This is a genomic window from Pyxidicoccus xibeiensis (genome assembly GCF_024198175.1).
In the GTDB taxonomy this organism is placed as follows: Bacteria; Myxococcota; Myxococcia; order Myxococcales; family Myxococcaceae; genus Myxococcus; species Myxococcus xibeiensis.
Genome location: NZ_JAJVKV010000018.1, coordinates 97,311 through 112,012, shown reverse-complemented (window position 1 = coordinate 112,012; position 14,702 = coordinate 97,311). Strand labels below are relative to the sequence as shown.

The 14,702-nt window shown below is 71.6% G+C and carries 9 protein-coding genes; 3 read left to right on the top strand and 6 right to left on the bottom strand.

The annotated features are described in order from the left end of the window. Positions 1 to 15 precede the first annotated feature (15 nt). From nuoL to LXT23_RS43620, 3 genes are read left to right on the top strand one after another with little or no spacing between them, the layout of a single operon-like run. Positions 16 to 2,262: an NADH-quinone oxidoreductase subunit L gene (gene nuoL / locus LXT23_RS43630; protein WP_253986429.1), complete on the top strand. Its 2,247-nt coding sequence runs from the start codon at positions 16 to 18 to the stop codon at positions 2,260 to 2,262. Further along, the gene (locus LXT23_RS43625; RefSeq protein WP_253986428.1) at positions 2,259 to 3,983 is read left to right on the top strand and encodes a complex I subunit 4 family protein; all 1,725 of its coding nucleotides are present in this window, start codon (positions 2,259 to 2,261) and stop codon (positions 3,981 to 3,983) included. The genes nuoL and LXT23_RS43625 overlap by 4 nt, the downstream gene beginning before the upstream one ends. Positions 3,984 to 4,001: 18 nt before the next feature. After that, the gene (locus LXT23_RS43620) at positions 4,002 to 5,561 is read left to right on the top strand and encodes an NADH-quinone oxidoreductase subunit N (protein WP_253986427.1); all 1,560 of its coding nucleotides are present in this window, start codon (positions 4,002 to 4,004) and stop codon (positions 5,559 to 5,561) included. Positions 5,562 to 5,634: 73 nt separating this feature from the next. Here the strand turns inward: LXT23_RS43620 and LXT23_RS43615 are convergent, their stop codons facing one another. From LXT23_RS43615 to LXT23_RS43585, 6 genes are all read right to left on the bottom strand, one after another. Then, positions 5,635 to 6,417, bottom strand: coding sequence for a GNAT family N-acetyltransferase (locus LXT23_RS43615; protein WP_253986426.1), 783 nt, complete (start codon positions 6,415 to 6,417; stop codon positions 5,635 to 5,637). 502 nt (positions 6,418 to 6,919) lie between these two features. Further along, entirely contained in the window at positions 6,920 to 8,365 is a 1,446-nt protein-coding gene (locus tag LXT23_RS43610) for a sigma-54-dependent transcriptional regulator (RefSeq protein WP_253986425.1), read from the bottom strand. Further along, a complete protein-coding gene (locus LXT23_RS43605; protein ID WP_267146744.1) occupies positions 8,362 to 10,866 on the bottom strand; it encodes an ATP-binding protein in 2,505 nt (834 codons plus the stop codon). The genes LXT23_RS43610 and LXT23_RS43605 overlap by 4 nt, the downstream gene beginning before the upstream one ends. Next, complete coding sequence (gene selB / locus LXT23_RS43595; protein WP_253986424.1) at positions 10,863 to 12,779, bottom strand: selenocysteine-specific translation elongation factor; 1,917 nt, start codon at positions 12,777 to 12,779, stop codon at positions 10,863 to 10,865. The genes LXT23_RS43605 and selB overlap by 4 nt, the downstream gene beginning before the upstream one ends. Before the next feature lie 22 nt (positions 12,780 to 12,801). After that, positions 12,802 to 13,521 (bottom strand): phosphoribosyltransferase, encoded by a 720-nt coding sequence (locus tag LXT23_RS43590; protein ID WP_253986423.1) that lies wholly within the window; start codon positions 13,519 to 13,521, stop codon positions 12,802 to 12,804. A 127-nt stretch (positions 13,522 to 13,648) separates the two neighbouring features. Beyond that, positions 13,649 to 14,680, bottom strand: a complete 1,032-nt coding sequence (locus LXT23_RS43585) for a Leu/Phe/Val dehydrogenase (protein WP_253986422.1) — start codon at positions 14,678 to 14,680, stop codon at positions 13,649 to 13,651. Positions 14,681 to 14,702 lie beyond the last annotated feature (22 nt).

Here is a 14,702-nt window from a genome sequence, read left to right as displayed (position 1 = left end):
GGAGCCCTCTCTCTCATGACCCTCGCGACCCTCGCCAATTTCCTCCAGACGGCGCCCGTCCCGCCCGAGCTGATGGAGCCCTCGCTGTGGCTCATCATCGCGCTGCCGCTGCTGGGCGCGTTCATCTGCGGCGTGTTCGGCCGGATGCTGGGCCGCGCCAACGTGCACCTCATCGCCTGCGCGGCGGTGGGCGGCGCCTTCGTGCTGAGCGTGCTGGCCTTCTGGGCCACCAGCCACACGGCCGAGGTCGGGGGCGTGCGACGCCTGCTGGCCTTCTACAAGAACCCGTTCGGAATCGAAGCGGACTACGTCAAGTACGCCCTGTCGTATGACTACGGCACGTGGTTCGCCGCGGGCGACTTCCGGGTGAACTTCGGGCTGGCGGTGGACCACCTGTCCGGCATCCTGCTGCTGGTCATCACCGGCGTGGGCTTCCTCATCCACCTGTACTCCACCAGCTACATGGAGCACGACGACGGGTACTGGCGGTACTTCGCGTACCTCAACCTGTTCGTCGCGGCGATGCTGACGCTGGTGCTGGCCGACAACCTCGTCCTGCTGTTCGTGGGCTGGGAGGGCGTGGGCATGGCCAGCTACCTGCTCATCGGCTTCTGGTACACGGACCCGGCCAAGGCCTGGGCGGGGCGCAAGGCCTTCATCACCAACCGCATCGGCGACTTCGCCTTCCTCATCGGCACGTTCCTGCTGGTGCTGCTGATGGCGGCCTTCACGCGCCAGGCGAACTCCGCGGACTTCGCCAACGCCGGCGCCAGCGGCCCCCGCTTCGAGGCGGCGCTGGAGAAGCACGGCCCCGTCAACTTCAAGGGCCTGGAGAAGATGGCCGAGGGCCTGACGGACGCGGGCACCGACAAGGTGGACCTGACCACTCCCATCGAGGAGGGCCCCCTGGCGGGCTACACCTTCGGCGGGGTGATGACGGCGGCCATGCTGCTGTTCCTGCTGGGCGCGGCGGGCAAGAGCGCGCAGCTGCCGCTCTACGTCTGGCTGCCGGACGCCATGGCCGGCCCCACGCCGGTCTCCGCCCTCATCCACGCGGCGACGATGGTGACCGCGGGCGTCTACCTCTTCAGCCGCATGTCCGCGCTGCTGGTGCTGAGCCCCACCGCCATGGCCACGGTGGCCATCATCGGCGCGCTCACCGCGCTGCTGGCGGCGCTCATCGCCTTCGCGCAGGACGACATCAAGAAGGTGCTCGCCTACTCCACGGTGTCCCAGCTGGGCATCATGTTCATGGGCGTGGGCATGGGCGTCTTCTGGGCGGCGGTGCTGCACCTGGTGACGCACGCGTTCTTCAAGGCGTGCCTCTTCCTCGGCGCCGGCAGCGTGATGCACGGCAACGCGGACGAGACGGACATCAAGAAGCTGGGCGGGCTGCGCAAGGAGATGCGCTGGACGTGGGGCACCTTCCTGGTGGCCACGCTGGCAATCACCGGCATCGTCCCGCTGTCCGGCTTCTTCTCCAAGGACGCCATCTTCCACGGCGTGCACCTGAACAAGCTGGCCGGGCTGGAGTGGGTGTCCGGCACCGTCTACTACCTGGGCCTGTTCATCGCGGCGTGCACGGCCTTCTACATGATGCGCCTGTACCTGCTCACCTTCGAGGGCCGGCGCTCGCCGGAGGCGAAGATCGAGCACGCGCACGAGAGCGCCTGGCAGATGACGCTGCCGCTGGTGGTGCTGGCGGTGCTCAGCGTGGTGGCCCTGGTGTACGCGCTCCCGCTGATGCGCGCGCCCGGCGACGGCCGCCCGCAGCCGGTGTTCGAGAACTTCCTGCTCCCGGTGTTCGGCGTGGCGGCGCGCATCGCCAGCACGGCGAAGACGGTGCAGCTGGACACCAGCGTGCCCGGCCTCGGCGACTACGTCTTCGCCTGGCTGGTGGCGGTGTCGGGCGGCGCGGTGGCGGCCTTCCTGTACCTGAAGTTCTTCCCGGCGCGCGTGGGCCAGCCGGCCCCGGCCTTCGCCCGGGCGGTGCGCCGCACGGCGCAGAACAAGTTCTACGTGGATGAGCTGTACGAGCTGGTCGTCATCCGGCCCGTGAAGTTCATGAGCTTCATCCTCTTCCGCGTGGTGGACGCGCTCCTCATCGACACCGTGGCGGTCCGCGGCACGGCGTGGGTGACGGCGCGCGTGGGCAGCGCGCTGCGCTACGTCCAGACGGGCGACGCCCAGGCCTACGCCGCAGTGATGGCCCTCGCCCTGCTGGGCGGCGTGGCCTACGCCCTCATCCAGGTGATGCAATGAGCTTCTTCGACAACCACCTGCTCAACCTCGTCGTCTTCCTGCCGCTCGTCTTCGCGGCGCTGGTGCTGCTCCTGCCCGCGGGCGAGTCGGGGCAGATTCGCACCGTCACGTTCATCGGCATGGTGGTGGACGCCATCTTCGGGGTCTGGGCGTACCTGCGGTACGTGCCGGGCGGGCCGGAGTTCCAGCTCGAGTACCGGGTGCCCTGGTTCGAGATGTTCGGCACCAGCTACCACGTGGGCGTGGACGGCCTGGCGGTGAGCCTGCTGTTGCTCACCGTCTTCCTGGGCCCCCTGGTGGTGCTGGCCTCCACCACGTACATCAGCCACCGCATCAAGGAGTTCCACCTGGCGCTGCTGGTACTCCAGACGACGATGCTGGGCGCGCTGGTGTCGCTGGACGTGCTGCTCTTCTACATCTTCTTCGAGGCCATGCTCATCCCCATGTACCTCATGGTGGGTGTGTGGGGCGCCGAGGACCGCCAGATGGCGGCGGTGAAGTTCTTCCTCTACACGCTGGCCGGCTCGCTGCTGATGCTGGTGGCCATCGTCGCCGTGTACTTCATCAGCGGGCCCGCGGGTGGCCGCTCGTTCGACTACGCGGCCATCTACAACGGCCTGCTGGATGCCAACCGCCAGCTGTCCACGTGCGTGGCGGGGCCGGAGGGAGCATGTGACTCGCTCACCGGCCTGGCGCGGACGCTCCACGGCTGGGGCCCCTGGCTGTTCGCGGCCTTCGCGCTGGCGTTCGCCATCAAGGTGCCCATGTGGCCGGTGCACACGTGGCTGCCGGACGCGCACGTGCAGGCGCCGGTGGCCGGCTCCATGATTCTGGCCGGCGTCATGCTGAAGATGGGGACGTTCGGGTTCTGGCGCTTCGCGATTCCCTTCTTCCCGGTGGCCGCGCAGCAGGCGCGCCCGTTCCTGGCGACGCTGTCCATCATCGGCATCGTCTACGGCGCGCTGATGTGCCTGGCGCAGCGGGACATCAAGAAGCTGATTGCGTACTCGTCGGTGAGCCACCTGGGCTACTGCATGCTGGGCATCCTCGCGCTGACGGCCGAGGGCGCCACGGGCAGCGCGTACCAGATGCTCAACCACGGCGTGTCCACGGGCGCGCTGTTCCTCCTGTTCGGCTACCTCTACGAGCGGCGCCACACCCGCCTGATGGCGGACTTCGGCGGCATCGCGAAGGTGATGCCGGTGTTCACCGCGGCCTTCGTCATCATCACCTTCTCGTCCGTGGCGGTGCCGGGCACCAACGGCTTCATCGGCGAGTTCCTGGTGCTGCTGGGTACCTTCAAGAGCGACCTGGGCGCCGCGGCCGGCAATCCCCACCTGACGGCGGTGTTCGGCGCGTTCGCCACGCTGGGCGTCATCCTCGGCGCGGCGTACATGCTGTGGATGGTGCAGAAGGTGTTCTTCGGCGGGCTCACCCACCGGGAGAACCAGCACCTGCGGGACATGAACCTGCGCGAGGGGCTCACCGTGCTGCCCTTCATCATCCTCGTGGTGGTGATGGGGCTGATGCCGCAGCCCTTCCTGGACCGCATCTCCCCGTCCACCGACCGCTTCCTGGCCCGTGCCCGCGTGGGCACCCCGGGGGCCACGGTGCAGGCGGACCAGGTCCGCGTGGAGGTGATGTCGCTGCCCGCGAGCCCCACCGCCGCCGGGCCGTCCGCGCCCCTTCCCCTGGCCGCCGTCCCCTCGCCGCGGCAGTAGGCCGACAGAGCTCCCAACATGAACCTGCCCAACCTCACCCTGGCAGACTTCCTCCCGCTGCTGCCCGCCATCCTCATGGTGGTGAGCGCCTCCGTGCTGCTGCTGTCGGAGGTGTTCCTCGCCGCCACCTCGTCGCGCTCCTACCAGGCGGTGCTCACGGTGGCGACGGCGGTGGCCGCGGGCATCGGCTCGCTGGCGCTGATGTTCGAGCCCCCGCAGGAGGTGATGCTCGGCTACGGCGTGCTGGACCCGTTCTCCAGCTTCCTCACTTTCGTGCTGTGCGTGGGCCTGGGGCTGGCGGCGCTGAGCTCCGTGAGCTTCCTGCGCCGGCGCGGCGCGGAGCGCGGTGAGTTCTACGCGCTGATGCTGTTCGCCACGGCGGGCATGAGCCTCTTGGCGATGTCCAACGAGCTCATCACCATCTTCGTCAACGTGGAGGTGCTCTCCATCGCGACGTACGCGCTGACGTCCTACCTGCGCCGCGGCACGCGGCCGAGCGAGGCGGGCTTCAAGTACTTCATCCTCGGCGCCTTCTCGTCCGCGGTGCTGCTGTACGGCGCGGCGCTGCTGTACGGCGCCACCGGCACCACGCAGCTGACGGCCATGGTGGGCCCGCTGGGCCAGGCCATGAACAGCCAGCCGGCGCTGGTGTACGCGGGCGTCATCCTCCTGGGCGCGGGCTTCGCGTTCAAGGTGGCCGCGGTGCCGTTCCACATGTGGACGCCGGACGTGTACGAGGGCGCGCCCACGCCCGTCACCGCGCTGATGAGCGCGGGCGTGAAGGCGGCGGCCTTCGCGTGCATGGTCCGTGTCTTCATCACCGTGGGCAAGGGCATCGACCCGCAGATGCTGCTGGTGCTGTTCTCCACCCTGGCCTTCCTGACCATGGTGGTGGGCAACCTGCTCGCCATTCCGCAGCGCAACGTGAAGCGCATGCTGGCGTACTCGTCCATTGCCCACGCCGGCTATCTGCTGATGGGCGTGGCCGCCCTCTTCGTCAACGCGCCGGGCGAGCAGTTCCGCCTGCTGGGTGCCTCCGCGCTGACGGGCGGCACCCCGCTGGACCTGGCCCGCTCGGAGGCGCTGCGCGGCATCCTCTACTACCTGCTGGCCTATACCTTCAGCGCGGTGGGCGCCTTCACCCTGGTGTCCGTGCTGGAGCGCCGCGAGGACGAGGACAAGGGCACCGCGTGGGACTTGGAGCGCTTCAGCGGGCTGGCGCAGCGCCGGCCGGGCTGGGCCTTCGCCATGGCGGCCTTCATGCTGTCGCTGGGCGGGATTCCTCCCACCATCGGCTTCATGAGCAAGCTGCTCATCTTCCAGAGCGCGGTGGACGTGGGCCTCATCGGCCTCACCATCGTCGGCGTGCTCTCCAGCGCCGCGGGCGTCTATTACTACCTGCGCGTGGTGGTCTACATGTTCATGCGCCCGGTGCCCGAGGGCGCGCTGACGCTCGAGCGCAGCTGGGCCACCGAGACGGCGCTGGTGCTGTCCACCGCCGCCGTGGTGGTGCTGGGCATCATCCCCGGCCCCGTCATGGGCTGGCTGATGCAGGCCAGCACCCTCTTCGGCCGGTAGCCCCGGCTCCAGGCTCCAGGCTCGACGAAAGCCACGCCCGCCCCGGCCTCGTGCCCGGGCGGGCGTCGTCGTTTCAGGCTCCCGCGCCCGGCAGTCCCGGCAGCGGCCCGCGCAGCTCGTACGTCTCGTGGCACACGTGCGCGCCCGCCTCGCGCAGCAGGCCCTCCAGCCGCGCGTCGTCTGCCAGCACCACGGTGAGGGCGTCCACCCCGTCCCCCATCCGGGCGAAGGCGGACTCCAGCAGCGCCCGCGCATGGCCCGGGGACACGGCGAAGAAGGGGAACAGCAGCCGCGCGCCCGCGCGCAGGTCCATCATCCCCAGCTCGCCCGGAGTCCCCGCCTGCGCCAGCCGCAGCAGCTGGTGCGAGGCGCGCGTGGCGAAGCGCGCCAGCTTGCCCGGCATCATCCCGAAGGCCGCCGTCAGCGGCGCCCAGTCCGCCGGGGCCGCCGGCACCACGTCCAGCCCCGCCGGCGCGGGCGGCAGCGTGGCCAGGTGGGCGCGCGTCACCTTGAGCGTCACCCCCTCCCGCACGCGGCGCATCCCCACCGAGGTGTAGAGGCCCAGCGCCGTCGCGTTGTCCCGCTTCACCATCAGCGCCCAGCGCTGGCAGCCCTGCCCCCGGAGGCGCTCCGCCAGCCGCTCCATCATCCACCGGCCCAGCCCCTGGCCCCGGGCGCGGGGGTCCACCACCAGCTGTCCCACGTAGCCCAGCTCGCCCATCGGGTCCGCCGCCGCGTAGGCCACCACCTGCCCCTCCGGCCCTTCCGCGAAGACAGTCATCGGCGCGAGCTCCGCCGCCCACACGGCCTCGGGAGGCGGCGGGTCTTCCACCCCCAGCTCCGCGAACAGGCGCACGAAGGTTGCGTGGTCCTCTGCTCGCCCGGGCCTCAGCACCCACAGTGGTACCCTTTGTCCCACTTCCACTTTCATCTACCACCCCTCCTGGAGGCTGGAGTGGAGAATGACGGTAGCGGAAAGCCTGTCCGGACGTAGAAAAGAAGGCGGCCCGACACCCCATGAGGGTGCCGGGCCGCGGGTCTTCTCAAGGTGACTCACCGGAAGTGCTGAAGGGGTGGGGGGGAACCGCCTTCAGCCTCGCTTCGATGTGTCCCGCCCATCCCTATAGCAGCCCCCGTGCCAGGGCCCGCGCGCGGGCAAAGTCCAGTTTTCTCAAGCACTTGGCGAAGAGCCCTGCCCTGCCAGGCGCCGCCGATTGCATTGCAGCACTGAAATCCGGTTGCAGATGTGAAAATGGCGAGCAAATCCAGGCACTTGCGCTTTTCACCGATGAACCCGCCCATTTCGGATCTGAATCCATGGAAAAGTTCCGCCTGCAGCCGCGTGCGAGAGCGGCTCGCTACTCGCGTGCCGGCTCGGGGGGCGGGCGGAGGTTGAGGCGCTTCATCTTCCGCCACAGGGTGGTGGAGGAGACGCCCAGCTCGTCCGCGACGCGGGCCAGGTCCACGCCGTGGCGCTCCAGGGCCTGGGTGATGGCGTGGCGCTCGGCCTCTTCCACCACCTCGGCCAGGGTGGGCCCGGTGCTGGGGAGGCGGCCGCCGCCCCCCTGCCCGTCGAGGAAGGCCACGCTGGGGGTGCCGTGCGAGGGGGTGAGGCGCCCCTGGCGCAGGGGGAAGTCCTCGGGGAGCAGCTCGTCATTCTCGGCCAGGGCGGCGGCCTGCTCCACCAGGTTCTCCAGCTCACGCACGTTGCCGGGGAAGTTGTAGCCCATCAGGTGGGCCACGGCGGAGGCCGACAGGCGCTTGGGCTTGGGGCTGCGGGCGTTGGAGCGCTCCAGGAAGTGCTTGGCCAGCTCGGGCACGTCCTCCAGGCGCTCGCGCAGCGGCGGCACGCGCAGGGCCACCACGTTGAGGCGGTAGTAGAGGTCCTGCCGGAAGCGCTTCTCGCGCACCTCCAGCTCGATGTCGCGGTTGGTGGCGGCCACGGTGCGCACGTCCACCCGCAGCGCGGTGGACTCGCCCACGCGGCGGACCTCGCCCTCCTGCAGCGCGCGCAGCAGCTTGGACTGGAAGGCGGGGCTCGTCTCCGTCACCTCGTCGATGAAGAGCGTGCCGCCGTCGGCCTCCTCGAAGAGGCCCCGGCGGGCCTTCACCGCGCCGGTGAAGGCGCCCTTCGCGTGGCCGAACAGCTCGCTCTCCAGCAGGGCCTCGCTGATGGCGGCGCAGTTGACGGGAACGAACGAGCGCACCTTGCGGCGGCTGTGCGCATGGAGCGCGCGCGCCACCAGCTCCTTGCCGGTGCCACTCTCGCCGTGGATGAGCACCGTGGCGTCGCTCTGGGCCACGCGCCGCAGCCGCGTGGACAGGTCCCTCATGACGGCGCTGCCGCCCACCAGCGCGGACAGGCCGTGGCGCTGGTTGAAGTCGGTGGCGAGGTTGTCGACGTCGCGCTGCAGGTGGGAGCGCTCCAGCGCGCGCTCCACGCGCAGCCGCAGCTCGCTCTCCTTGAAGGGCTTGGTGAGGTAGTCGTAGGCGCCCAGGCGCATGGCGTCCACCGCGCTCTCGATGGAGCCGAACGCCGTCATCATGATGACCTGCAGGCGGGGCGCCACCTCCAGCGCGCGCCGCAGCAGCGTCAGCCCGTCCATGGGCTCCATCTTCAAGTCCGTCAGCAGCAGGTCGATGCTGCCGCCGGCCAGCTGGGCCAGGGCCTCCTCGCCGGTGGCGGCCTCGAAGACGGTGTGGTGCTCGGCGCGCAGCAGCAGCGCGGTGGTGGCGCGCATGTTGCGCTGGTCGTCCACCACGAGGATGCGTCCACGAATAGGAGAGGTGTGGGCGTCGGTCATGGGAAGGACGGGGGCTGAGAGAGGGGCAGCCGGAAGGTGAAGGTGGTACCGCGTCCAGGCGTGCTGTCCACGGCGATTTCGCCCCGATGCTCTTCGAGGATCCGCTTCACGACAGCCAGGCCCAGGCCGGTGCCCTGGGCCTTGGTGGTGAAGAACGGTTCGAAGACGCGGTGGAGCAGCTCCGCGGGGATGCCCGGTCCCTGGTCGGCGACGTCGATGCGCAGGTGGTCCCTGCCCGCGTGGGCCTCGCGGCGCGCACGCACCTGGACCAGTCCGCCCTGGGGCATGGACTGGATGGCGTTCACCGCGACGTTGACGAGCGCCTGGCGGATGAGCCGCCGGTCCATGGGCACCGGCGGCAGCCCCGGCTCCACCTCGGACTGGATGTGGACGGGGCGGTCCACGCCGCCGCCCTGCGCGCGCGCGGCCTCCAGCGAGTCCTGCAGCACGCGGCCCAGGTCCTCGTGCTGGAGCACCGGGTCCCTGGGGCGCGTGTAGTCCAGCAGGTCGCCGACGATGCGGTTGAGCCGGTCGCTCTCCTCGCCCAGGATGTCCAGCAGCATGGCGGCGTCGCCGCCCGGGTCCAGCAGCCGGCGCAGCGAGGCCACCGCGTTGAAGATGACGCCCAGCGGGTTGCGGACTTCATGGGCCACAATCGCGGACAGCTCGCCCAGGGCCGCCAAGCGCTCGCGCTTCACCATCTCCGCGCGGGTGGCGGCGAGCTCCGCGTAGCTGGCCCACAAGGACTCGTACAGGCGCGCGTTGGCGATGGAGAGCGCCAGCTGGCCGCAGGTGGCCTCGGCCAGCTCGATGAGCTCCGGCCCGAAGGCGCGCGGCCGGCGGGTGTCGTCCACCACCACCACGCCGATGAGCTCCTCGCGCGAGGTGAGCGGCAGGGCCAGCAGCGCCTTCTCCCCGAAGCGCTGCACGAGCTGCGCGTCGTAGCCCTCGACGGAGACGGACACGTCTTCAATCGCGATGGGCCGGCGCTCGCGGGCCACGCGTGTGGCCAGGCTGTCGCCGTGCAGCGGCAGCACCACCGTGCGGAAGAAGTCGCGGTGGGCCGTGGAGGCGGCGGCGCCGCGCAAGAGCTTGGCCGACTCGTCGTACAGCATGATGTAGCAGTTGGACACGTCCAGCAGGTGGACGAGGAAGTCGGAGGCCACGTCGAGGATGCTGGAGGTCTCCAGCACGCCCGACGTGGTGCGCGCCAGGTCCAGCAGCAGGCGCGTCTCCGCCAGCTGGCGCGAGGACTCGGCGCGCAGCCGGCGCTGCTCCACCAGCGTCACCAGCAGCTCCGCGAGCGTGCCCAGCAGCCGCACGTCGCGCGCGTCGAAGGGCCGGTCCCCGGCGCGCAGGACCTGGACGCTGCCGCACACCTCGCCCCCGCGCGTGAGCCGCGCCAGCACCCCGCATCCCAGCCGCCCGCCGGACAGCGCGGCCAGCGCCGCGCCCTGGACCTCGGTGGACAGGCCGCCCTCCCCCGTATCCGCCAGCACGCCCGTGAGGCGCTCCGCGTGCCCGCCGTCCCGCACCAGGTCCGCCAGGCCCACGTGGGTGACCAGCGCCAGCGCCCTGCCCTGCGAGGGCGACAGGTGCAGCGCCGCGGAGGCCGCCTGCAGCAGCTCCGCGACACGCGACAGGAAGTCCTCCAGCGTGGGAGGCACCGGCTGCGCGACGAAGCGCGCCATCTGCGCCACGGCCTCCACTTCCCAGCGGCTGCGGGCCCCATCCGCCTGCACGCGCGCGTCCGTCAGCGCCGCGCCCACCACCTTGGCGAAGAGCGTCAGCACCGAGCCATGGCGCGGGGCCACCCACTGCCCCGCCACCCACAGCACCTCGACCTGCGGCCCTCCCACCGGAAGGTACACGTGCGAGGGCGAGGCCTGGTCCGCGCCGCCGAACACGGGCCGTCCGTCCGACAGGGCCTCCATCCCCAGCCCCACGTCCTCCGGCAGCGGCTGGCCGTCACGCGCCAGCAGCCGCTCGCCGTCCCAGCGCAGCAGGCGGACCCGGAAGCCCGCGGCCTCCAGCCCCTTCAGCGCCACCCGGCGCACCGCGTCCTCGGAGTGCGCGGCCACCAGCCCCGCGGACGTCTCCACCAGGCGCTCGGCCAGGGCCAGCTCCGGCGGCCCATCCACGAGGGGCAGACAGTTGAGCAGCAGCGCCCCGGCACCGCCCTCGAGCGGGAGGCGCGTCGCGTACAGGGCCACCTCGCGGGTGGCGCCGTCCGCGCAGGGCAGCTGGTACACCTGGGTGCGCGGCTCCATGGGCGCGCCGGACTCCAGCAGGCGGTAGCGCTCCGACAGGCGGCTGCGCTCCTCCGGCTGGACGAAGTCCATCACCGGGCGCCCCTCGACCTGCTCACGCGGAGCACCGACGAGCGCGAGCCACGCCTCGTTGACGGAGCACACGCGCCCCTCGACGACCGCCAGCATGGGGTTGCCGAAGGGCTCGATGAGGGCGCGCAGGTCGGCCTCGCTGTAGCGCTTGGTGCTCATCCCCGACGCAGTACCCGCTTCTCGCCCACCCTGAGCGTGACCTTCTCCCGGTCGAAGTATTCGGACAGCGGGATGACGAACTTGCGGCTCTGCCCGACCATTTCCTTGAAGGCCTGGGTGGTAATCTCCTTCTTCTCGCGCAGGTGGGCAACCAGGCGCTCGCGGAGCCCCGCCAGCGCCCCCGCGTCGAAGCACAGCTCCTCGCTCACCCGCACCGCCGTCCCCTCCGCCACCATGACCTTCAACAACTCCTGGAGCCGGGCCGTGGAGAGCTGAAGCTTCTGCGCCAGCTCGTTGAGGGTGGGTGGCGACAGCCCCGCCGCGGACAGCTCCGCCGCGAGCCGCGTCCGCGCCGCCTCGTCTCCCAGCGTCAGCGTGCGGCCACGCCCCTTGAGGCGCACCACCTCGCGGTCCAGCTCCACCTTCCCCGCGTCCACCAGCGCCTGGGACACCCGCTGGAAGACGCGGGCATCCAGCTCCGAGGACAGGCGCTGGCGCAGCTCCTCGCGGGGCAGCCCCTCACGCAGGGGCTCGCGCTCGTGGAAGGCGGCCAGCAGGGCCAGCGCCCTCTGCTGGAGTCCCTCGAAGACCTCGCCGGACAGGTACAGGCGCCGCTCCCGGTCCACCAGCAGCGCCCCGCCCCGCGCGCCCAGCAGCTCCAGCGCGCGGCCGAGCACCTTCGGGCCCAGCCCGGAGCGGCCGAAGAGCTCCGGCTGCGTCAGGCCCCGGTAGCCCGCCTGCCGCAGCAGCCACGCCACCTGCCCCGCCGGGTCTGCCTCCAGCAGCGGCGCCACCACCGCCGAGCCGCCCTTGCGACGCCGCGGGGGCGTAATCGACAGGATGCGCCCACCGGCCACCGTGGCGCCCCGGCCCGGCAGCGCGCGCGAGCCGCGCAGGATGAAGCGCTGGCCCACCAGCGCGCCCACGGGCCCATCCAGCCGCAGTTGGGCCAGCGCCGTCTCCCCCGGCTCCAGCCGCTCCACGTCGAGCAGCGCCACCGTGGCCTCCACCTGCGCGGTGCCCAGGTGGAGCAGCAGCTTCTTGCGGCGGGCCAGCGGGGCCTCCGCCGCGGGCAGCAGCGCCAGCTCCACGTCCAGCATGCGCGTTTCCGGCAGCTCGCCCGAGCGCACCAGCACCATGCCCCGGTGCAGCTGCTCCGGCTCCACGCCGGTGACATTCACCGCCGCGCGCTGGCCCGCCTCCACCCGGGGCACCGCCTGCCCGTGCACCTGCACCCCGCGCACGCGCAGCGGACCGGGCAGCCCCGGCAGCAGCGCCACCGCGTCATCCACCGCCAGCGCGCCCGACAGCAGCGTGCCCGTCACCACCGTGCCGAAGCCCTTGATGGTGAAGACGCGGTCCACCGGCAGGAAGGCGGGCCCCTCCGCGGGGCGCTTGGGCAGCGCGGCGGCGGCGCGGGTGAGCGCGGCCTTCAGCGCGTCCAGGCCCTCGCCCGTCTTCGACGAGCAGGGCACCACGGGCGCGCCCTCGAGGAAGGTTCCGGCGGTGAGCGCGCCCAGGTCCGCCTCCACCAGCGCGCGCCACTCCGGGCCCAGCTCCGCCAGCAGGTCCGACTTGGTGAGGGCGATGACGCCGGCCCTCACGCCCAGCAGCCGGCAGATGTCCAGGTGCTCGCGCGTCTGGGGCATGACGCCCTCGTCCGCGGCGATGACGAGCACCGCCAGGTCCACGCCGCCCGCGCCCGCGGCCATGGCCTTCACGAAGCGCTCGTGGCCGGGCACGTCCACCACGCCGGCCACCGTGCCGTCGTCCAGCGCCAGGTGCGCGAAGCCCAGTTCCAGCGTGATTCCGCGCCGCTTCTCCTCCTTGAGCCGGTCGGTGTCGATGCCGGTGAGCGCCTTCACCAGGGACGTCTTCCCGTGGTCGATGTGCCCCGCCGTGCCGACAATCATCGCCGCCCCCCAGCGTCGCGGCTCATGCGCCGGCCTTGTCGGGGTCCTCGTCGAAGCGGGCGTCGCCGGTGACAGGCTCGTAGTCCCAGGGGAACACCACGAGCGCGGCGGTGGCCAGCGCGCAGTAGTCCGGCGCGTAGCCGTCCGGCCGCGCCACCAGGCACGCCGTCTCCACCTTCTTCGCGCCCGCCTCGCGCGCCAGCGCGGTGGCCAGCCCCAGCGTGTCGCCGCTGGAGGCCACGTCGTCCACGATGAGCACCCGGCGGCCCTTCAGCTCGCGCGGCATCTCTCCCGCCAGCTTCGGGTTGCTCCGCGAGCGCTCACCCTCGCCCCTGTCCCGGCTGCGGCGGCTGATGCGCACGGGGAAGAACTCGCAGCCGAGCGCCGACGACAGCGCCCCGCCCACGAAGACGCCGCCGTGGGCCACGCCCACCACCGCCTGCGGCGCGAAGGACTCACGGATGGCGCCCGCCAGCTCCTGCACTGCGCGGTCGAAGTCCGCCCACGACAGCTCTCGCATGCCGGCGGACCGCCCGCGGGACTGGTCCCTCCCGGTGGGCTGGCGCGGGGCCTCCGCCTGCGGCGCCAGCACCAGGTCCACGGGGATGGACACGAGCTTCTGCGCCTGCCGCCGGTCCGCCTTGGACGCGGACGCGGCGGACTTCTTCGGAGAGGACTTCGCGGTGGGCTTGTTGCGCTTGCCCTGGGCCTTGGGCCCGGGCGCTACCCGCTTGGTGGCCACGGCGGTGACTCCGGATGGGATGCGTGCGGCCCCGTCATACCCCGAGGGCCGCTCCCTGGCCACAACTGGCCGCCACCCAGGCCGTCCTCCGCGTCGCGTAGGACCCGGGTGGCGGTGCCCGCCATCCTCAGGCGGCCAGCTTCTCCTCGACCATGCGGTCGGCCACCTGCTCGGGACGAAGGCCGGACTCCTTCGCGCGCTTCAGCACCGTGTCGATGGTCTCGAAGATGAGCGCGGCGCGGGCATAGGCCTTGTTCCGGTCATACCCCGCCCACTCCTGGGCCACGTTGATGAGGCCGCCGGCATTGGCCGCGTAGTCCGGCACGTAGAGGATGCCGTTGCGGGCGAGCTGCTCGCCGTGCCGCGAGGTGAGCAGCTGGTTGTTGGCCGCGCCACACACCGCCTTCACCCGGAGCAGCGGCAGCGTGGCGTCGTTGATGGCGCCGCCCAGCGCGCACGGGGCGTAGATGTCCGCCTCCATGCGGTGCAGCGTGTCCGCGTCCACGGCGATGGCGCCGTAGTCCTTCACGGCCTTCTCCACGCTGGCGGGGTTGATGTCGCTCACCCACACCTTCGCGCCGCGCTCGTGCAGCTCCTTCACCAGGTACATGCCCACATGGCCCACGCCCAGCACCGTGACGCGCAGGCCCTTGAGGTCCGGCTTGCCGAAGAGGTGCCTGGCCGTGGCCTCCATGGCGCGCGCCACGCCGTACGCCGTCACTGGCGACGGGTCCCCGCTGCGCTCCTTCAGGCCGAGGACGTACTTCGTGTGCTTGCGCACATGCTCCATGTCGTCCGGGCTGGTGCCGCTGTCCTCGGTGGTGATGTAGCGGCCGCCGAGCGACTCCACCGCGCGGCCGAAGGACTCGAAGAGCTTCGCCCGGTCGAAGTTGCCCCGGGGCAGCATGATGACGGCCTTGCCGCCACCGTGGGGCAGGCCCGCCAGCGCGGCCTTGTACGTCATGCCGCGCGCCAGCCGCAGCGCGTCCGCCACGGCCTCCTCCTCGCTGGTGTACGTCGCCAGCGCGCGCGTGCCGCCCAGGCCGGGGCCCAGCCGGGTGTTGTGCATGCCGACGATGGCGCGCAGCCCCGTCCGCGAATCACTGAGAAGGTGGACGGCCTCGTAGCCGCCCTCGAGCAGTTGGGTGAAGTAGCTCATGGCGCGCGGCAAGTACCCGTGA

What these genes read in the sequence shown, in the direction of transcription:
- LXT23_RS43625 (WP_253986428.1), top strand. Translation starts at nt 2,259, where the DNA reads ATGAGCTTCTTCGACAACCACCTGCTCAACCTCGTCGTCTTCCTGCCG.
- LXT23_RS43585 (WP_253986422.1), bottom strand. Translation starts at nt 14,680, where the DNA reads ATGAGCTACTTCACCCAACTGCTCGAGGGCGGCTACGAGGCCGTCCAC.
- LXT23_RS43620 (WP_253986427.1), top strand. Translation starts at nt 4,002, where the DNA reads ATGAACCTGCCCAACCTCACCCTGGCAGACTTCCTCCCGCTGCTGCCC.
- LXT23_RS43610 (WP_253986425.1), bottom strand. Translation starts at nt 8,365, where the DNA reads ATGACCGACGCCCACACCTCTCCTATTCGTGGACGCATCCTCGTGGTG.
- nuoL (WP_253986429.1), top strand. Translation starts at nt 16, where the DNA reads ATGACCCTCGCGACCCTCGCCAATTTCCTCCAGACGGCGCCCGTCCCG.
- LXT23_RS43605 (WP_267146744.1), bottom strand. Translation starts at nt 10,866, where the DNA reads ATGAGCACCAAGCGCTACAGCGAGGCCGACCTGCGCGCCCTCATCGAG.
- selB (WP_253986424.1), bottom strand. Translation starts at nt 12,779, where the DNA reads ATGATTGTCGGCACGGCGGGGCACATCGACCACGGGAAGACGTCCCTG.